Origin of the sequence: Pseudomonas sp. SbOxS1 (assembly GCF_013416725.1) — a bacterium.
Taxonomy (GTDB): domain Bacteria; phylum Pseudomonadota; class Gammaproteobacteria; order Pseudomonadales; family Pseudomonadaceae; genus Aquipseudomonas.
In genome coordinates this window covers 1-18,475 of the sequence record NZ_JAAVXC010000030.1, presented here as the reverse complement: position 1 = coordinate 18,475, position 18,475 = coordinate 1, and the positions used below count along the sequence as shown (strand labels likewise).

The window sequence follows — 18,475 nt, the reverse complement described above, 5'->3', positions numbered from 1 at the left end:
GGATGGCCCATCGCGGCGACCCACGGAGCAATGCCGGAGTGAGGGCATGCCGAGCCTAAGCGAGGCACCGAGTGGTGGGGCAAAGCCTTTTGGTTCCTTTTTGGCGTTTGAAAAAGGGACTCGCCGTAAGGGCGAAACCCTAAGTAGCCGTTACCGCAGAAATGGATATGTACACCCAAAGTTTCTATACACAACCCATGCTTAAGCGAACAGCATTACCGCCTGCAACACGCCCAGCTTCAGCGTTGGACCTGAAATGAAGGGAACCACGCACCTCACCACGTTTTCAAAACGCTATAGGCGCCGCTTCCCGATCACGCAAACGCGCCATTGCAGAGGAAACCCCGATGAACCGTCGACTTCTGCTTCTGATCGCCAGCCTCATTCCCGGCCTGGCTGTCGCTGAAGGCTGTGACGTGCTGACGCGATCGCAAAGCCCTTCCGTTCCCGCGGTCGAGACCCACAGCTGTTATGAATACGAGGGCATGCCAGTCAACTCCATCGACTGGTCCTGCAGCAACGAGAGCAAGGACATGCTGACCCGAACCAAGAAAAAGGTCGAACGCTGTGCCGATCACTATCAAGCCTCCTGCGTCGCCACGCTGACCCAGGAATCCTTGGCCAACCCGCATTCCACCAGCAAGGACAAGAACAATACGTCACTGAACATTCCCGACAGCGCCAAGGTCACCACCTATTACTACGACGCGCAGCACATCGATCAGGCCAAGATCGATTGCGAGTCCGGTGGCGGTCACTGGAAGACCAGGTAAGTCCGCAAATTAAATGAACCCCGGGTTTGCACGGCCACCTAACTGAAGGACTATCAGGAGGTGCTTCATGCAAATAGAAACCCTATGGATCGTATCGGCGGCAGTGCTGCTGGTGCTTGAGTTGTGGGCGATCAATCGGGTGCGCAAAAGCGCAGGGAAAGCCAGCAACAAGGGGGTGTGGATGGTGGTGATCGTTTTTGTGCCGCTGATTGGACTGCTCCTGTGGGCCCTGGCGGGGCCCAAGCACGTTGTCCAGGCGTAATGCGGCGATTACGCCTCGGCCGGCTCGTCAGAAGTTCGCCGGCGTGTTCGCACTGATGATTTCCGCCTCGTCCGCGCCGATGTTCCTGAACCGGTGCGGCAACGTCGTCGGAAAGTAATAGCCATCACCGGCATTGAGCACGCTGATCTGCCCGTCCACCGTCAACTCGACGGTGCCACGGGTCACTAGCCCGCACTCCTCGCCTTCCGAATGCACGATCGGCTCTTCCCCGGAACTGGCGCCCGGTGCGTATTGTTCGCGCAACAGGCGCATCTGCCGGCTCGGCACGGACGCGCCGATCAACAGCAGGCGCAGGCCGTGGCGGCCGAGGTCCGGCTGTTCGTTGGCGCGGAACACATATTGATGCTCGCGCGGCGGTTGATCGAAGGTGAAGAAGTCGGCCAGGGACATGGGAATGCCTTCGAGCAGCTTTTTCAGCGAGCTGACGGAAGGACTGACGCGATTCTGTTCGATCAGGGAAATGGTGGCATTGGTGACGCCGCTACGCCGGGCCAGCTCGCGCTGGGACAGTTTGTAGCTTTCGCGTACTAATTTGAGTCGTGAGCCCGTGTCCATGACAGCCTTATGTGCTTGGTACGCAAGGGTAATGGGGGTGGATAGCAGGCGTGGATCGCGCCGTTTTCCGGTCCCGGAAACGTGAAAGGCGGCTATTAAATCACGTTTGTGGGTGTTGCTCAGCAGGTTCGATAAACGGCTGGAAAAATAGCCATTGGCCATGAAGTTGCACCACCTGTGGGAGCGAGCCTGCTCGCGAAAGCAGTGTGTCAGGCGCCATCAATTTTGGCTGATATGGCCTCATCGCCAGCAGGCTGGCTCCCACAGGGAACGGCGCTGTTTCAGGTGTTAAAAAACCGACGGCACCCTTGGGGGAAATGCCGCCGGCGAGGTAAAGCCTAGATGCCGAAACGGTCGCGCAGCGAGTAGTACACCGCGCCAAGGGCGGTCAACGGCGCCGAGAACGTGCGCCCGCCGATCATCGGCATGTGTGGCAGGGAGGCGAACGCATCGAAACGTTCGGCGTCGCCGCGGATCATTTCCGAGATCAGTTTGCCGGCCAGGTGCGAGCACGTGACGCCGTGACCGCTGTAGCCCTGCATGTAGTAGGCGTTTTTCTCGATACGGCCGAATTGCGGCATGCGCGACATGGTCAGCAGGAAGTTGCCGGTCCAGCGGTAGTCGATCTTCACATCCTTCAGCTGCGGGAAGGTCTTGAGGATTTTCGGGCGGATCAGTTGTTCGATGTCGTCCGGCTCGCGGGCGCCGTAGACCACGCCGCCGCCGTAGAGCAGGCGGTTGTCACGGGTCAGGCGGTAGTAATCGAGCAGGTAGTTGCAGTCTTCGACGCAATAGTTGTTGGTGATCAGGCTGCGGGCGACTTTTTCCGGCAGTGGCTCGGTCACGACGATTTGCGAACCGCACGGCATGCTCTTGCTCGTCACGCGGTTGTCGAGGCCCTGCGGCAGGTAGGCGTTACCGGCGATCAGCAGGTACTTGGCCTTCACCACGCCTTTGGCGGTGCGCACGGTGATCGGCTCGCCGTAGGTGATTTCCACCGCCGCCGATTGCTCGTAGATCTTGCCGCCCAGGCCGATGATCGCCGAGGCTTCGCCCAGGGCCAGGTTCAGCGGGTGAATGTGGCCGCCCTGCATGTCCAGCAGGCCACCGACGTAGGCGTTGGAACCGACTTCGCGCTTGATGTCGGCCGCATCGAGCATTTTCAGGTTCTTGTTGCCGTAGCGTTCCCAGCTCTTCTTCTGCTCGGCCAGGCCTTTGAGCTGCTTGTTGTTCATCGCGGCAAAGATGCCACCGGGACGGTAGTCGCACTGGATGTCGTAGTGCTGTATGCGCTGACGAATGATGTCGGCGCCTTCGAAAATCATGCTGCCGAGGATTTCGGCGGTCTTGTCGCCATAGCGCTCTTCGATGACATCGACGTCGCGGCTGTAGGAGTTGACCAGTTGCCCGCCGTTACGACCGCTGGCGCCGAAGCCGACCTTGGCCGCCTCGAGCACGGTGACGCTGTAGCCCGCTTCGGCGAGGAACAGCGCCGAGGACAGACCGGTGTAGCCGGCGCCGATCACGCAGACGTCGCAGTCCACCGCGCCTTCCAGCACCGGGAAATCACCGGTGAAGTTACGGGTGGCGGCGTAGTAGCTGTTTACATGTGCTTGTTTCATAGGTTTCTCCGATGGCCGCCGCAGGTTGCCGGCGACCGCCGCTTTATTGTTATTAGAGCTTGATCCAGGTCGCTTTAAGCTCTGTGTACTTGTCGAACGCATGCAGCGATTTGTCCCGACCGTTGCCCGACTGCTTGTAGCCACCGAACGGCGCGGTCATGTCGCCGCCGTCGTACTGGTTGACCCAGATGCTGCCCGCACGCAGGCCACGGGCGAAGGTGTGGGCCTTGCTCAGGTTGCGGGTCCACACGCCAGCGGCCAGGCCGTAGATGCTGTCGTTGGCAATCGCCAGGGCTTCATCGAAGGTATCGAAGGTGATGACCGACAGCACCGGGCCGAAAATTTCTTCCTGGGCGATGGTCATGGCGTTGCTCACGCCGTCAAAAATCGCCGGTTCCACGTACAGGCCGCCGGTGTCTTCGAGGGTGCGGTTGCCGCCCGCGATCAACTGGGCGCCCTGCTCCTTGCCGATGTCGATGTAGCGCAGCACGTTGTCCAGTTGACGTTGATCCACCACCGCGCCAACGGTGGTCGCAGGATCGAGCGCGTGCCCCGGTTTCCAGCCTTGCAGGGCTTCCACCAGCAACGGGATGAACTGATCCCGGATCGAGCGCTCCACCAGCAAACGCGAGCCGGCGGTGCAGACTTCGCCCTGGTTGAAAGCAATGGCGGCGGCGGCACCCTGCGCTGCGGAGCGCAGGTCCGGTGCATCGGCGAACACCACGTTGGCGCTCTTGCCACCGGCTTCAGCCCAGACGCGTTTCATGTTGCTTTGCCCGGCGTAGATCATCAGTTGCTTGGCAATCGCCGTGGAGCCGGTGAAGGCCAGTACGTCGACGTCCATGTGCAACGCCAGCGCCTTGCCAACGGTGTGGCCGAAGCCCGGCAGGACGTTGAACACGCCTTTGGGGATGCCCGCGTCCAGCGCCAGCTGCGCGATGCGTATAGCAGTCAGCGGCGACTTTTCCGAAGGCTTGAGGATGAACGAGTTGCCCATCGCCAGGGCCGGGGCGAACTTCCAGCTGGCCATGATCAGCGGGAAGTTCCACGGCACGATGGCCGCGACCACGCCGGCGGGTTCGCGAGTCACCAGGCCAAGCTGATCGTGGGGCGTGGCGGCGACTTCGTCGTAGAGTTTGTCGATGGCTTCGGCGGTCCAGCGGATCGCGTTGGCGGTCGCCGGGATGTCGACGTTCAGCGAGTCGCTGATCGGCTTGCCCATGTCCAGGGTTTCGAGCAGCGCCAGTTCTTCGCGGTTTTCCAGGATCAGGTCGGCGAAGCGGATCAGGGTGCGCTTGCGCTCGGCCGGGGCCAGGTTGGCCCAGACGCCGGATTCGAAGGTGCGACGGGCCACGGCTACGGCGGCGTTCGCGTCGGCTTCGTCGGTGCTGGCAACGTTTGCCAGGAAACGACCGTCCACGGGGCTGATGCATTCGAACGTGGCGGTGCTGGCGGCTGCGCAGTATTGGCCGTCAATGAAGGCACGGCTTTCGATGTTGAGGGACTGGAAGCGTTGCTCCCAGTCGCTGCGAGTGATTGTCATGGTTGTGACTCGACGCAGGGGGTTTGGATGGCAGGCGAACGCCCGCCAATCAAAATTTGGTAATCCTCCCCCCTGTAGGAGTGAGCCTGCTCGCGATAGCGGAGGATCAGTCACCATCACTATTTAATGTGATGACGCTATCGCGAGCAGGCTCACTCCTACAGGGATTGGGGAAGGCCTTTAGACCGTGTGCAAGTACCAGTTGTACTCAAGGTCGGAGATGGAGTTCTCGAACTCGGCCAGCTCGCTTTCCTTGCACGCCACGAACACGTCGATGTACATCGGGTCGATGTACTTGGCCATGACTTCGCTGTCGTCCAGCTCGCGCAACGCATCGCGCAGGTTGTTCGGCAGGCTCTGCTCGTTCTGCTCGTAGCTGTTGCCTTCCACCGGAGCGCCAGGTTCGATCTGGTTGGTCAGGCCGTGGTGCACACCGGCCAAAACCGAAGCCATCAACAGGTACGGGTTGGCGTCGGCACCGGCCACGCGGTGCTCGATGCGCACGGCGTCCGGTGAACCGGTCGGCACGCGGACCGCCACGGTACGGTTGTCGACGCCCCAGCTCGGCGAGTTCGGCACGTAGAACTGTGCGCCGAAACGACGGTAGGAGTTGACGTTCGGGCAGAGGAACGCCATCTGCGCGGGCAGGGTCTCGAGCACACCGCCGATCGCGTGTCGCAGCGCGGCGTTCTGCTCGGGATCCTCGCTGGCAAAGATGTTGTTGCCTTCCTTGTCGAGAATCGAAATGTGCACGTGCAGACCGTTACCTGCCTGGCCCGGATACGGCTTGGCCATGAAGGTGGTGTCCATCTCGTGGTCGTAGGCGATGTTTTTCACCAGACGCTTGAGCAGCACCGCGTAGTCGCAGGCCTTTATAGGGTCGGCCACGTGGTGCAGGTTGACTTCGAACTGCGCCGGGGCGCTTTCCTTGACGATGGCGTCAGCCGGGATGCCCTGCTCTTTCGCGCCTTCGAGGATGTCCTGCAGGCAGTCGACGTATTCGTCGAGGTCGTCGATCAGGTACACCTGGGTCGACATCGGACGCTTGCCGGACACCGGCGAACGTGGCGACTGCGGACGGCCGTTCACGTTGTCCTGGTCGATCAGGTAGAACTCGAGTTCGAACGCGGCGCAGATGGTCAGGCCCATGTCGTCGAACTTGCGCACTACATTGGCCAACACTTCGCGCGGGTCGGCGAAGAACGGTTGGCCTTCGAGTTCGTGCATGGTCATCAACAGTTGCGCGGTTGGGCGCTTCTGCCAAGGCTCGATGCTCAGGGTGCCAGGAATCGGGTAGCAGATCCGGTCGGAGTCGCCGATGTCCAGACCCAGGCCGGTGCTTTCCACCGTGGAGCCATTGATGTCCAGAGCAAACAGGGACGCCGGCAGGTTGATGCCTTTCTCGTAAACCTTATGAAGACTGGTGCGTTCGATGCGCTTGCCGCGCACCACACCGTTCATATCCGCAATCAGAAGGTCGACGTACAAAACCTCAGGATATTTCTTAAGGAATGCGTTTGCTTCGTTGAGTTGAACGGTACGCAGAGGGACCGACATGATGCACCTATTAGCTGTTAATTATTATGTTCACCGCCCTTTCACGTAGCCAGTCAATCCGAAAGGCAAAGTGAAGTCAATAGCGAACACCCCACCTTTAAACGTTTATTTTCGGGCCTCTCAGGGGTACGAGAGTGCCAGAACATCCTTGGAACACGCGTAAATCCTCGCATTCGGACGTGCGGCGTTTAGAATTTTTTACATGAGAGTTGTTAATTAAAATCAACAAGGCTAAGCTCCGGAAAAGCTCGTTCAAGTGTGAAACTTCGAGGTGATAAAAATGGCATTCAAGCCATTGATCGGCGTTACTGCATGCGTCAAACAGATTGGCCTGCACCCCTACCACGTCAGCGGCGACAAGTACTTGCGTGCTGTCAGCGTTGCGGCGCTGGGGCTGCCCGTCGTTATTCCTTCCTTAGGCGACCTGACCGAAATCGAAGACCTGCTACCGCAGCTCGACGGTCTGTTGCTGACCGGCTCGCCGTCAAATGTGGAACCCTTCCACTATCAAGGCCCCGACAGCGCGCCCGGCACCGAACACGATCCCCAGCGGGATCGCACCACCCTTCCCCTGATCCGCGCGGCGATTGCCGCTGGCGTTCCGGTGCTCGGCATCTGCCGCGGCTTTCAGGAGATGAACGTGGCGTTCGGTGGCAGCCTGCACCAGAAGGTCCATGAACTGCCCGGCTTCCTCGATCACCGCGAAGCCGACCATCCAGACCTGGCGGTGCAATACGCAGCGGCGCATGCGGTCAGTGTGCAGCCCGGCGGCGTGTTCCAGGCGCTGGACCTGCCCCCGCAGTTCCAGGTCAATTCGATTCACAGCCAGGGCATCGATCGACTCGCGCCCGGCCTGCGCGCCGAAGCGCTCGCGCCGGATGGCCTGATCGAAGCGGTCTCGGTGGAGCACAGCAAGGCCTTCGCCCTCGGTGTGCAATGGCACCCGGAATGGCAGGTTCTTGATAACCCTCCGTATCTGAAAATTTTCCAGGCGTTTGGTGACGCGTGCCGACAACGGGCGGCGCTGCGTAACGCACGCTGACGTAACAAGCGATTAATCCATTTACTGCCCCCGTGAACGGCGGGCGTGCCTTTGCGCGCCCGCCGCCCACGACAACAACACACTGCAATAACAACAAGTACCGCAGCCAGGAAGGCGGCACCGGATAAACCCGATGGGTGGAGATTCCCTGTAGGAGCTGGCTTGCCAGCGAAGGCAACCTGACAGGCAACATTGATGTTGCCTGCAAGAGCCTCTTCGCTGGCAAGCCAGCTCCTACAGGGACCTGCATAAGACTCGGGTTTGCAATCAACTATTAAGCCAGGCCACGTTGGCCCGGCGACTGAAACCTGTTGGGAGTTTCACATGGCAAACGCCTCCAGCATCTACAGGAAGGCTCTTGAAGGTCACCAGGCACCGAAAAAGGTGTTGGTGAAAGTCGACCGCGTCACCAAGAAGTTCGACGAGACCACCGCAGTGGACGATGTGTCCCTGGAAATCCATCAGGGCGAGATCTTTGCCCTGCTCGGTGGTTCCGGTTCCGGTAAATCGACGCTGCTGCGCATGCTCGCCGGCTTCGAGCGCCCGACTGAAGGGCGCATCCTGCTCGACGGCGTGGACATCACCGACATGCCGCCGTACGAGCGGCCGATCAACATGATGTTCCAGTCCTATGCCTTGTTCCCGCACATGACCGTGGCGCAGAACATCGCCTTCGGCCTCAAGCAGGACCGTTTGCCCGCCAGTGAAATCGATGCCCGGGTCGAAGAAATGCTGCGCCTGGTGCACATGACCCAGTACGCCAAGCGCAAACCCCATCAGTTGTCCGGCGGCCAGCGCCAGCGCGTGGCATTGGCCCGCTCCCTGGCCAAGCGTCCAAAGCTGTTGTTGCTCGACGAACCCATGGGTGCGCTGGATAAGAAACTGCGCTCGCAAATGCAGCTGGAACTGGTGGAGATCATCGAGCGCGTCGGCGTGACTTGCGTGATGGTGACCCACGACCAGGAAGAAGCCATGACCATGGCCCAGCGCATCGCGATCATGCACCTGGGCTGGATCGCCCAGATCGGCAGCCCGGTCGACATCTATGAAGCCCCCGTCAGCCGCATGGTCTGCGAGTTCATCGGCAACGTGAACGCGTTCGAAGGCACGGTGGTGGAAGACCTGGAAGGTCACGCGATCATTCACAGCAAGGACCTGGAGCAGAAGATCTACGTCGGTCACGGCGTCAGCACCTCGGTAGAGGACAAGTCGATCACCTACGCCATCCGCCCGGAAAAACTGCTGGTCAGCACCACCAAGCCCGACGCCCGCTACAACTGGTCCAGCGGCAAAGTGCATGACATCGCCTACCTCGGCGGCCATTCGGTGTTTTACGTCGAACTGCCTGGCGGCAAGGTAGTGCAATCGTTCATGGCCAACGCCGAACGCCGTGGTGCACGTCCGACCTGGGACGATCAGGTCTACGTGTGGTGGGAAGACGACAGCGGCGTGGTACTGCGCGCATGAGAACCTTCAATCAGCAATTCCTGCGCCTGGTGCCCAGCGGTCGAAAGCTCGTCATCGGCATCCCGTTCCTGTGGCTGTGCCTGTTCTTCATGCTGCCGTTCTTCCTGGTGATGAAGATCAGCTTCTCCGAAGCTGCCCTGGCCATTCCGCCCTACTCGGAGATCTACACCTACGCCGAGCAGAAATTCAACCTGCTGCTCAACATCGGCAACTACACGCTGCTGGGCGAAGATGAGCTGTACCTCTCGGCTTACCTCGGTTCGTTGAAGGTCGCGCTGTTCAGTACGCTGATGTGCCTGGTGATCGGTTTTCCGATGGCCTACGCCATTACCAAGGCGAGCAAGGAAGCGCAAAACGTCTTGATGCTGCTGATCATGATGCCGACCTGGACGGCGATCCTGATCCGCGTGTATGCGTGGATGGGCATCCTCAGCAACAACGGCCTGCTCAACGGCTTCTTGATGTGGATCGGGCTGACCGATCACCCGATCGAGATCCTCAACACCAACACTGCCGTCTACATCGGCGTGGTGTATGCGTATCTGCCGTTCATGATCCTGCCGCTCTACGCCAACCTGGTCAAACACGATCAGAGCCTGCTGGAAGCGGCGTCGGACTTGGGTTCGAGCACCTTCAACAGCTTCTGGAAAATCACCGTGCCGCTGGCCAAGAACGGCATCATCGCCGGCTGCATGCTGGTGTTCATTCCGGTGGTCGGTGAGTTCGTGATCCCGGAACTGCTGGGCGGTCCGGAGACCCTGATGATCGGCCGTGTGCTGTGGCAGGAGTTCTTCAATAACCGCGACTGGCCGGTGGCGTCTGCCCTGGCGGTGGTGATGCTGTTGATTCTGATCGTGCCGATTCTGCTGTTCAACCGCAGTCAGGCCAAAGAGATGGAGGCACGGGGATGAAACGCTTCGGATTTTCAAAGTTCATGCTGATTTTCGGCCTGTCGTTCATCTACCTGCCGATGCTGATCCTGGTGATCTACTCGTTCAACGCCTCCAAGCTGGTGACGGTGTGGGGTGGCTGGTCGTTCAAGTGGTACGCCGGCCTGCTCGACAACTCGCAACTGATGGGCTCGGTGGTGCGCTCGCTGGAAATCGCCTGCTACACCGCGATTGCAGCCGTCGCACTGGGGACGCTAGCCGCGTTCGTGTTGACCCGCGTCACGCGCTTCAAGGGCCGCACGCTGTTCGGTGGCCTGGTGACCGCGCCGCTGGTGATGCCGGAAGTGATCACCGGTCTGTCGCTGTTGCTGCTGTTCGTGGCCATGGCACAGTTGATCGGCTGGCCGATGGAGCGTGGCATCGTCACGATCTGGATCGCCCACACCACGTTTTGTGCCGCCTACGTTGCAGTGGTAGTCTCCGCCCGCCTTCGCGAGCTGGACCTGTCCATCGAAGAAGCGGCCATGGACCTGGGTGCCAAGCCATTCAAGGTGTTTTTCCTGATCACCATCCCGATGATCGCGCCGTCACTGGCGGCCGGCGGCATGATGTCGTTCGCCCTGTCGCTGGATGACCTGGTACTGGCAAGCTTCGTCTCGGGCCCGGGTTCCACCACCCTGCCGATGGAAGTGTTCTCGGCGGTGCGCCTGGGCGTGAAGCCCGAGATCAACGCCGTGGCCAGCCTGATCCTGTTGGCCGTGTCGATCGTGACCTTCATGGTCTGGTACTTCAGCCGCCGTGCCGAAGCCAGCCGTAAACGGGCGATCCAGGAAGCGATGGACCAGACCGCAAGCGAATCCTGGCAACAACCGAAAAAGCAAATGGTCGGAGCAACGGCCTAGAACCACCCCTGTAGGAGCGAGCCTGCTCGCGATGGACGTCAACGATGACGCGGGCAATCTGAATGAACGCGTCGTCATTGAGTTTTTCGCGAGCAGGCTCGCTCCTACAGAGGAGCGCGCAAGCGTTCCAGCCACAGATGTGTGCCGTGTGATTTTGAATAAGAAAAGAAATGGAGTTGTACCGATGAAAATGTTTGGCAGGACTCTGCTGACACTGTCCTTATTGGGCGCGATCGCCTCGGGCGCCCAGGCCAATGACAAGGTTCTGCGCGTCTATAACTGGTCGGATTACATTGCACCGGACACCGTCAAGAAGTTCGAAGACGAGACCGGCATCCGCGTGACCTACGATGTGTTCGACAGCAACGAAACCCTTGAAGCCCGCTTGCTGGCGGGCAAGTCCGGCTACGACATCGTCGTGCCGTCCAACAGTTTCCTGGCCAAGCAGATCAAGGCCGGGGTCTATCAGGAACTGGACAAGTCGAAGCTGCCCAACTGGCAGAACCTCAATCCGGTGCTGTTGAAAAACGCCTCCGCCAGCGACCCGGACAACGCCCACGCCTTCCCGTACATGTGGGGCTCGATCGGCATCGGCTTCAACCCGCAGAAGGTCAAGGAAGTGCTCGGCACCAATGCCCCGACCAATTCCTGGGACCTGCTGTTCAAGCCGGAAAATGCTGAAAAACTCAAAGCCTGCGGCATCAGTTTCCTCGACTCGCCCACCGAGATGATCCCGGCCGCCCTGCACTACCTGGGCTACCCGGTGAACGATCAGGACAAGGCGCACATCGCTGAAGCCGAAGCACTGTTCATGAAAATCCGCCCGTCGGTGGCGTATTTCCATTCGTCCAAGTACATCTCCGACCTGGCCAACGGCAACATCTGCGTGGCCGTCGGTTATTCCGGCGACGTACTGCAAGCCAAGGCCCGCGCCGAGGAAGCCGGGGACAAGGTGAAGATCGACTACAGCATCCCGAAAGAAGGCGCCGGCAGTTTCTACGACATGGTCGCCATCCCGCGCGATGCCGCCAACGTCGAGAACGCCTACCTGTTCATGAACTTCCTGATGCGCCCGGACATCATCGCCGAGATCACCAACAACATCGGCTACAGCAACGCCAACGCGGCCGCAACGCCGTTGGTGGATGAGGCGATTCGCAACGACCCGGGCTCGTATCCGCCTGAAGCGGTGATGGCGACCTTGTATGCCATTCCTGACCAGCCGATTGGCGTGCAGCGAGTGATGACCCGGGGCTGGACCAAGGTGAAGTTGGGTCAGTAATTCACTGCACATAAGTGTTGAACTTGATGCCGCCTTCGCGAGCAGGCTCGCTCCCACAATGAAATGCGTCCCCCTGTGGGAGCGAGCCTGCTCGCGAAGAGGCCATGACATTCAACCTGGATTTCAGCTTTAACTTTTCTATTCATGCAGCGCCTTACCACCGCTGCATCCCTCACCTGGCTCCTCGGTTAAGGTGAAGTTTGGCGCCCTCGGGCGCCTTTTTTTGTGATCGTTCCCACGCTCTGCGTGGGAATGCCTCAAGGGACGCTCCGCGTTCCAGCTTTGCATCAAACACCGCCCAACGGCCACTCAGCCAACGCCCGGTAACGGCCCTTGTGCGATTCGAACAAGGTGAAACGCTCGGCACGCAGGACAAATTCCGGTGGCGTGTCGGACTCCGGCACCGGCGCCCGATAGTCCCGCGCCAGGGTCAAGTGCGGGCGAAATTCCCGGGGTGTATCCGCAAGGACAAAGGGCAACATGGCCTGCTCCAGGTCATACACCAGCCGCAACAACGCCGGCGATGCCTGCTCGGGCGCCAGCACCAGGACCCCTGCCCTGCGCCAGACATCCAGGCGATCGAGCTCCACGACCAGGCGTTTATCCGACGTGCGCACAGAAGCCGCAGCCTTGCAGACCTCGGCAATCTGCGCGATCCCGACCGCCCCCAGGAACTTCAAGGTCAGATGAAAATTCTCGACCGGCACCGGACGCCCGCTGCGCAGTTGCAAGGCGCTGCGCCATTGGGCGATGGCCTTGCGCTGCGCCGGTGCGCAATCCAGGGCGAAAAACAACCGTTTGAACGGTTCATGGGTTTCGTCATTCATGCCAGGTATCTCTGCCGGGAATTGCCTTGAGTCTACAACCGGCAAGCCCCTTCCTGGCATCTGCCGGCATGCACGTTATAGTTGATGCAAGCGAAGCAACCGGAGGGAAGCATGCGACAGATCCTCAGCAAGGAACCCTGGTGGGCGAAGCCGCCTGAACCCGGTCAGGACGAACTCAAGCTGGAATGGGGCTGGCTGGTGCATTACAGCGAAGGCGAGCCGCGTTTCGAGTTCGTCCGCGAGCGACCGACCGATGACGAAATCCGCAACCGCAAGAGTTGCCGGATCACCCCGTCGGCGGAGTGAGCCGGCGATTCGGTTCAAGCCTTCACGATCATTTCAAAACCGCCGAAAATCATCCGTTGACCATCGAATGGCATGGGATTGACGTCGGGTTGTACCCGCGGATCGGTCATCAGTTTCGCCATCCCGGCGTCACGGGTGGGTTTGTCCGGCCAGACGATCCAGGAAAACACCACGGTTTCGTCCTCCTTGAGTTTTACCGCCATCGGGAACGAGGTCAGCTTGCCGTCAGGGACGTCGTCGCCCCAGCACTCTGCGAGGCTAAGGGCGCCGTTCTCCATGAAAATGGCAGCGGCCATCTCGGCGTGCTTCTTGAATTTTTCGCGGTTGGCGGTGGGCACGGCAGCGACAAAACCATCGACATAAGACATGGGGTGTTCTCCTTGGGTCATGGGTTGATCTGCTGATTAGTCGACTGGGAAGGACTCCAATCGACAGATCCCGCGCTCGAACCGACCGACGGTTGGGCGCTCTGCGCCAGGCTCCCTTCTATCTGCGAGGCCATGTATAGCGTGCCCGCCATCACACCGGTGGTCGGGTTCTGCAGCAGCTTCGTCCAGGCCTTGTCGAACGTGTTGCCCAGGCTGCTGCGAATCAGCGCTTCGCTGTCTGGCCGGTCGTTGGCCTGGATGATCGCCCGAACGCCCGCGACGCCGACGGAGATCAACGCACCGGCCAGTTTCCCGGCGGCCGCCGCTACCGCACTGGCCGCCCCTCGCGGGGCCATCTCGGCTTCAATCCGTTGACTGGCGCGCTTGGCCACCGGCGCCATGGCGGTGTCGGTCGAACCCACCCCCTTGTCGCCTCCGGCCTTGTGCACCTTGTCGACCAGCGCGGCGTACGCCGGCAGCGCGGTCAGCTGCTCGGTGTGTACCACCTGGTACAGCGAGGCGTCCCGGGCGGGCGGTGGCCCGAGGGCAATCGCGGGAATTTTCCGGATGCGGCCATTGAGCTGGGCCATCGGTATGCCATGGCGCTGGGAAATCTTCTGCAGTTCCTCCTTGAGAATGTCCAGGTAAAACGCCGCGGCCAGGGTGAGGATCGAATCCGGGTCAACCTCGAGCGCCGCCGGGGCCAACACTTTTTCCTGATACTTCTCCAGCAAGTAAGCCGCCAGGCGCTTGGCCGAGGCATCTTGCTCGTCTTTGGAACTGCTGATGGCGTACCAACTGACTTTCATCGACAGCCATTCCTGGGTCCAGTAACTGCTGAACCAGGGGATGAAGTTTTCTTCGGTCAGCTGATACACCCGGGTACGCCAGTAATCCATGGCTCCATGCGCGTAGATCTTTGCCTGTTCGGTGGCCGCTTGCGAGGCATCGATGATCTCCCGGTCCACTTGTTGCCAGGTGCTCGGAGAAACCATGATCTGTGGCACTTCCACCGGGGCAGGCGGGGGCGTGACGCATCCCGCCAGTACCAACAGCACGACGACGATCAGCGAACGCAGGTTCAAGATCGCGGTTTCCTGAAGTGTGAGCCGAACGGAATGTCCGGCGCCCTGATGCCCCTGATTTGAGTATAGGTGGCGGCGGTTGCCCGCTCAGATCCGACCATCACTCGCATCGATATTCACCATCGCCACGATTGCCTTCCGCCCACCAGCCGTCAGCGTAGGATCAATTTCAACCCAACACCCAACCCTGTAGCGGAGGGTCGAAACCATGCTGATCCATCTCCTGACCTGCCTGGCCCTGACGGCCTTCACGTTGAGCGTATTCGGCTGGTTCGTCCTTTCCGAGGAGCACGCGTCATGATCACCCACGTCACCCTGGCCGTGAGCTTCCCGGTGTTCGGCAACAACTACTACTCGCAGCAATTCGAGTCTCGTAAAGTATTGACCCTGATGTTCGACGAAAAATTCGAGGCGCTGTTGATTCCGGCAGCCGGTCATCACTTCAGCAACGAAGTGGTCGGGCTCAACGATCAGTTCCGCTTTCTCAACGATGTGCTGGCCGAGCATTTGCTGGCGACTGAGTTCGCCGCCAGTGCCCGTCGCAATCACTTCTGAGCAAATACTTATTGCGCACAAACTTCCCTCAGGCATTCGCGCAACCATCGATGCACTGGATCGGCATCCAGTCGAGGATGCCAAAGCATCGCCACGGTAATTTCCGGCAGCGATAGCGGCAGTGCAAAGCTGTGCATGCCCAAGCGCAGATTGGCGGTATGGCGCTCGGGCACGCTGGCAATCAGATCGCAGGATCGGGCAAGCGCCAGCGCCGTCGAGAAACCGGCGACCAGGGTCGCGATGTGCCGCTGCAGACCGAGCGACTCCAGGGCTTCATCGATCGCCCCCTTCTCCACGCCCCGCCGTGACACGCTGATGTGACTGTGCGCGGTAAAACGCGCGGGCGACATCTCACCCTCGCACAGCGGATGTCCCGCGCGCACCACGCCGATGAAGCGATCGCGGAACAACCCTTGGGTACGCAGCTCCGGGCCTGCGGCCTGGCCCACCACACCGGTTTCCAGATCGACCGTGCCGTCGCGCAGGGCAGTGCTGTCCTTGTCGGTTTTTTGCACGAAGCGCAGGCGGATGCCCGGTGCCTGGTCGGCGATGCGGGCGATCAGCGCGGCGCCGAAGTTTTCGACGAAGCCTTCACTGGTGCGCAAGGTGAATGTGCGCATCACGTGCATGAGGTCGGGTTGCTCGGCCGGGCGCAGCACCGCTTGCGCCTCCTGCACGAGCTGACCGACCCGCTCACGCAACTCCAGGGCGCGTGGTGTAGGCACCAGGCCGCGGCCGGCCCTGACCAGCAGCGGATCGCCAGTGGTTTCGCGCAAGCGCGCCAACGCCCTGCTCATCGCCGATGGACTCAGGCGCAGGCGTTTGGCGGCGCGGGCGACACTGCCTTCTGCGAGCAAGGCATCGAGGGTGATCAGCAGGTTGAGATCGGGTGTGGACATGCGTGACCCTCAGGGACGGCTTATATGGCGTCGCATGCACGTATTAAGTGCAACCCATGCGCCTTCCGCCATATTAGGTCCCGGCGTAGATTTCTGATAGCTCCAATCGGGAGTGGCCAGGTAAGAGGCACGACATGAATGACGGTTCTGCAGTCGCGGCAGTTGCTCAACGCACGCCTTCTGTGAAAGGGGCGCTGGCCAGCCTGTCGTTGGCGATGTTGTTGTCGTCGCTGGGCACCAGCATCGCCAACGTCGGCTTGCCATCCCTGACCCAGGCGTTCAGCGCGTCCTTTCAACAGGTGCAGTGGGTCGTCATTGCCTATCTGCTGGCCATTACCACCTTGATCGTCAGTGTCGGTCGACTCGGTGACCTTGTCGGTCGGCGTCGCCTGCTGCTGTGCGGCATTGCCCTGTTCACATTCGCGTCGGCCTTGTGCGGCCTGGCACCCAATCTGGGCCTGCTGATCGCTGCCAGGGCACTGCAAGGCCTGGGCGCGGCGGTCATGATGACGCTGACCATCGCGTTTGTCGGCGAGACGGTGGCCAAGGGCAAGACCGGTGGCGCCATGGGCCTGCTGGGAACCATGTCGGCCATTGGCACCGCGATGGGCCCGGCGCTCGGAGGTGTGCTCATCGGCGAATTCGGCTGGCGCTCGATGTTCCTCGTCTGCGTGCCCCTGGGTCTGTCGACATGGCTGCTCGCACAACGCTATTTGCCCGGGGATCGCCCCGCGGCAACCGGGCGTACGGGTTTCGATTCGCTGGGCACGCTGTTGCTGGCCCTGTTTCGCGATACGCGACTCAGTGGCAGCCTCGCCATGAGCCTGCTGGTGACGAGCGTGATGATGACCACGCTGCTGGTTGGTCCGTTCTACCTCTCGCAGACCCTGGGATTGACGACTGTGGAGATCGGCCTGGTATTGTCGGTCGGGCCGCTGGTCGCCGCGCTGACCGGTGTGCCCGCCGGGCGCCTCGTCGATCGTTGCGGTGCCCCCGGCATGACCCTCGTTGGGCTCCTGGGCATGGCGTTCGGCTGCATGATGTTGTCGGTCGTGCCCGAAACGTTCGGCGTCAGCGGCTACCTCGCCCCCATGGTCGTCGTCACTCTGGGCTATGCGCTGTTCCAGACCGCCAACAACACCGCGGTCATGCTCGACGTGCCGGCCGATCAACGCGGTGTGGTGTCCGGCCTGCTCAACCTTTCGCGCAATCTGGGGCTGGTCACCGGGGCCTCGGCGATGGGCGCCGTGTTCGCCCTGGCCTCAAAGGCGGTCGACATCGGCACCGCGCACCCGCAGGCCATTGCCAGCGGCCTGCGCACGACCTTTCTGGTGGCGCTGGGGTTGATCGTCATCGCCTGCCTGATCGCGTGGCGCAGGCAGGCTGATGCACGGTGAAGGCGCTTACTGCTCCAGCACCACCAGCGGCGTGTCTTTCTTGACGATGTAGGTCGCCAGTTCCGATGCCTTGCCCTGCCCGACGTTCTTGGCCACATGGGCGGTGCCGGCAGGGATGTACAAGGAGTCACCGGCCTTGAGGGTGACGGGCGGCTGCCCTTCGAGTTGATATTCAAACGTGCCGTCGATGACGTAGGCCACTTCTACCCCGGGGTGCGAGTGTTTCGGCGACACCACGCCTTGATCGAAATCAACGCGCACCTGGATGACTTCGCGCCCGGCGACATCCAGGTCACGGCGCACCAGGTCCGTGCGCTTGAGACCGGCCTGCCAGTTTTTTGCTGGCGGCTGACCCGCCTCCTGGGCCTGGGCAAGGCCGGTGAAAACGCTCAGTGTGGCAGTGACGAGGGCAACGCCGAGCAGGCCTGCCGCGTAGCGGGTGGGGGTTCGGGACATGGTGGTTCTCCAGTGTGCGCAAGGTAAAAGCCGTTAGGCGGCGGTTGCATTACGCGCTCGCCGTGTAACCCCTGCGTGTCCTGTCACCCCGGTTTTTGTATGCGACTGTAGCTTTGTGAACGGCAGATACGTTGCGATACGCAGTCATCCCGACCTCCTTGCGGATGATCGGGATGAATGTGTCGATCTGCCCCTTTACTCAGATGCATCAATCCAGATCGTCTTGATCTCGGTGTACTGATCGTGCGCCCAGATCGACTTGTCGCGTCCGCCAAACCCGGACTCCTTGTAGCCGCCAAACGGTGTCGAGGCATCGCCTTCACCGAAGCAGTTGACCGTGACGATGCCGGCGCGGATTTCACGCGACAGCTTGATGGCGTGGCGCAGGTTGTCGGTGTAGACCGAGGCAGCCAGGCCATACACCGAGTCATTGGCCAAGGCGATGGCTTCGTCGAGGGTGGTGAAGGTCGTGACGGCGAGCACCGGGCCGAAGATCTCTTCCTGGAACAGCTTGCTGTCGGTGCCCACGCCATCGACCACGGTAGGCTCGACGAAGATATCGCCCTGGGTGTTGCCGCCGAAAACCACCCGCAGTTTCTCGATACCCGCCTGCTCCAGGTAGGAGCGGACTTTCTCGTAATGCGCCCGGCTGACCATGGCGCCCAG

At 60.9% G+C, this 18,475-nt stretch carries 20 protein-coding genes; 10 read left to right on the top strand and 10 right to left on the bottom strand.

All coding sequences use genetic code 11. From position 1 onward, the window contains the following. Window positions 1-347 precede the first annotated feature (347 nt). Both HFK74_RS24095 and HFK74_RS24090 read left to right on the top strand, forming a co-directional pair. Entirely contained in the window at window positions 348-773 is a 426-nt protein-coding gene (locus tag HFK74_RS24095; protein WP_180205670.1) for a hypothetical protein, read from the top strand. A 67-nt stretch (window positions 774-840) separates the two neighbouring features. Beyond that, entirely contained in the window at window positions 841-1,035 is a 195-nt protein-coding gene (locus HFK74_RS24090; RefSeq protein ID WP_180205669.1) for a PLDc N-terminal domain-containing protein, read from the top strand. A 27-nt stretch (window positions 1,036-1,062) separates the two neighbouring features. Here the strand turns inward: HFK74_RS24090 and HFK74_RS24085 are convergent, their stop codons facing one another. The 4 genes from HFK74_RS24085 to HFK74_RS24070 all read right to left on the bottom strand — a co-directional run bounded on the left by HFK74_RS24085 (window position 1,063) and on the right by HFK74_RS24070 (window position 6,333). Beyond that, window positions 1,063-1,611, bottom strand: a complete 549-nt coding sequence (locus tag HFK74_RS24085; protein WP_007895886.1) for a cupin domain-containing protein — start codon at window positions 1,609-1,611, stop codon at window positions 1,063-1,065. A 338-nt stretch (window positions 1,612-1,949) separates the two neighbouring features. Continuing rightward, window positions 1,950-3,233, bottom strand: coding sequence for an FAD-binding oxidoreductase (locus tag HFK74_RS24080; RefSeq protein WP_180205668.1), 1,284 nt, complete (start codon window positions 3,231-3,233; stop codon window positions 1,950-1,952). A 52-nt stretch (window positions 3,234-3,285) separates the two neighbouring features. Further along, the gene (locus HFK74_RS24075; RefSeq protein ID WP_180205667.1) at window positions 3,286-4,776 is read right to left on the bottom strand and encodes an aldehyde dehydrogenase; all 1,491 of its coding nucleotides are present in this window, start codon (window positions 4,774-4,776) and stop codon (window positions 3,286-3,288) included. 180 nt (window positions 4,777-4,956) lie between these two features. After that, entirely contained in the window at window positions 4,957-6,333 is a 1,377-nt protein-coding gene (locus HFK74_RS24070; protein WP_008063763.1) for a glutamine synthetase family protein, read from the bottom strand. A 280-nt stretch (window positions 6,334-6,613) separates the two neighbouring features. Here HFK74_RS24070 and HFK74_RS24065 point away from each other — a divergent pair, with 280 nt between their 5' ends. The 5 genes from HFK74_RS24065 to HFK74_RS24045 all read left to right on the top strand — a co-directional run bounded on the left by HFK74_RS24065 (window position 6,614) and on the right by HFK74_RS24045 (window position 11,916). Beyond that, window positions 6,614-7,375, top strand: a complete 762-nt coding sequence (locus HFK74_RS24065) for a gamma-glutamyl-gamma-aminobutyrate hydrolase family protein (RefSeq protein ID WP_180205666.1) — start codon at window positions 6,614-6,616, stop codon at window positions 7,373-7,375. 324 nt (window positions 7,376-7,699) lie between these two features. After that, entirely contained in the window at window positions 7,700-8,842 is a 1,143-nt protein-coding gene (potA, locus tag HFK74_RS24060; RefSeq protein WP_008063760.1) for a polyamine ABC transporter ATP-binding protein, read from the top strand. Window positions 8,843-8,871: 29 nt separating this feature from the next. Continuing rightward, window positions 8,872-9,753: an ABC transporter permease subunit gene (locus HFK74_RS24055; protein WP_162831853.1), complete on the top strand. Its 882-nt coding sequence runs from the start codon at window positions 8,872-8,874 to the stop codon at window positions 9,751-9,753. Further along, the gene (locus HFK74_RS24050; RefSeq protein WP_180205665.1) at window positions 9,750-10,634 is read left to right on the top strand and encodes an ABC transporter permease subunit; all 885 of its coding nucleotides are present in this window, start codon (window positions 9,750-9,752) and stop codon (window positions 10,632-10,634) included. The genes HFK74_RS24055 and HFK74_RS24050 overlap by 4 nt, the downstream gene beginning before the upstream one ends. A gap of 184 nt (window positions 10,635-10,818) precedes the next feature. After that, complete coding sequence (locus HFK74_RS24045; RefSeq protein WP_008063754.1) at window positions 10,819-11,916, top strand: polyamine ABC transporter substrate-binding protein; 1,098 nt, start codon at window positions 10,819-10,821, stop codon at window positions 11,914-11,916. A 287-nt stretch (window positions 11,917-12,203) separates the two neighbouring features. On the opposite strand, the gene thpR is transcribed toward HFK74_RS24045, so the two are convergent. After that, a complete protein-coding gene (thpR, locus tag HFK74_RS24040; RefSeq protein ID WP_180205664.1) occupies window positions 12,204-12,743 on the bottom strand; it encodes an RNA 2',3'-cyclic phosphodiesterase in 540 nt (179 codons plus the stop codon). 111 nt (window positions 12,744-12,854) lie between these two features. Between thpR and HFK74_RS24035 the strand changes: the two genes are divergently transcribed. Then, window positions 12,855-13,049, top strand: a complete 195-nt coding sequence (locus HFK74_RS24035; RefSeq protein WP_180205663.1) for a hypothetical protein — start codon at window positions 12,855-12,857, stop codon at window positions 13,047-13,049. 14 nt (window positions 13,050-13,063) lie between these two features. On the opposite strand, the gene HFK74_RS24030 is transcribed toward HFK74_RS24035, so the two are convergent. Both HFK74_RS24030 and HFK74_RS24025 read right to left on the bottom strand, forming a co-directional pair. Then, window positions 13,064-13,417, bottom strand: a complete 354-nt coding sequence (locus tag HFK74_RS24030) for a DUF1428 domain-containing protein (protein WP_180205662.1) — start codon at window positions 13,415-13,417, stop codon at window positions 13,064-13,066. A 17-nt stretch (window positions 13,418-13,434) separates the two neighbouring features. Further along, window positions 13,435-14,502, bottom strand: a complete 1,068-nt coding sequence (locus HFK74_RS24025) for a hypothetical protein (protein ID WP_180205661.1) — start codon at window positions 14,500-14,502, stop codon at window positions 13,435-13,437. A 297-nt stretch (window positions 14,503-14,799) separates the two neighbouring features. Here HFK74_RS24025 and HFK74_RS24020 point away from each other — a divergent pair, with 297 nt between their 5' ends. Continuing rightward, window positions 14,800-15,057, top strand: a complete 258-nt coding sequence (locus tag HFK74_RS24020) for a hypothetical protein (protein WP_180205660.1) — start codon at window positions 14,800-14,802, stop codon at window positions 15,055-15,057. Window positions 15,058-15,065: 8 nt separating this feature from the next. On the opposite strand, the gene HFK74_RS24015 is transcribed toward HFK74_RS24020, so the two are convergent. Beyond that, window positions 15,066-15,956, bottom strand: a complete 891-nt coding sequence (locus tag HFK74_RS24015; RefSeq protein WP_180205659.1) for a LysR family transcriptional regulator — start codon at window positions 15,954-15,956, stop codon at window positions 15,066-15,068. Between the two features lie 134 nt (window positions 15,957-16,090). Here HFK74_RS24015 and HFK74_RS24010 point away from each other — a divergent pair, with 134 nt between their 5' ends. After that, window positions 16,091-17,353 (top strand): MFS transporter, encoded by a 1,263-nt coding sequence (locus HFK74_RS24010; protein ID WP_180205658.1) that lies wholly within the window; start codon window positions 16,091-16,093, stop codon window positions 17,351-17,353. A gap of 6 nt (window positions 17,354-17,359) precedes the next feature. Here the strand turns inward: HFK74_RS24010 and HFK74_RS24005 are convergent, their stop codons facing one another. Continuing rightward, window positions 17,360-17,809, bottom strand: coding sequence for a cupin domain-containing protein (locus HFK74_RS24005; protein ID WP_180205657.1), 450 nt, complete (start codon window positions 17,807-17,809; stop codon window positions 17,360-17,362). Window positions 17,810-18,004: 195 nt separating this feature from the next. Further along, a partial coding sequence (locus tag HFK74_RS24000) for an aldehyde dehydrogenase family protein (protein WP_180205656.1) occupies window positions 18,005-18,475 on the bottom strand: 471 nt, incomplete at its 5' end.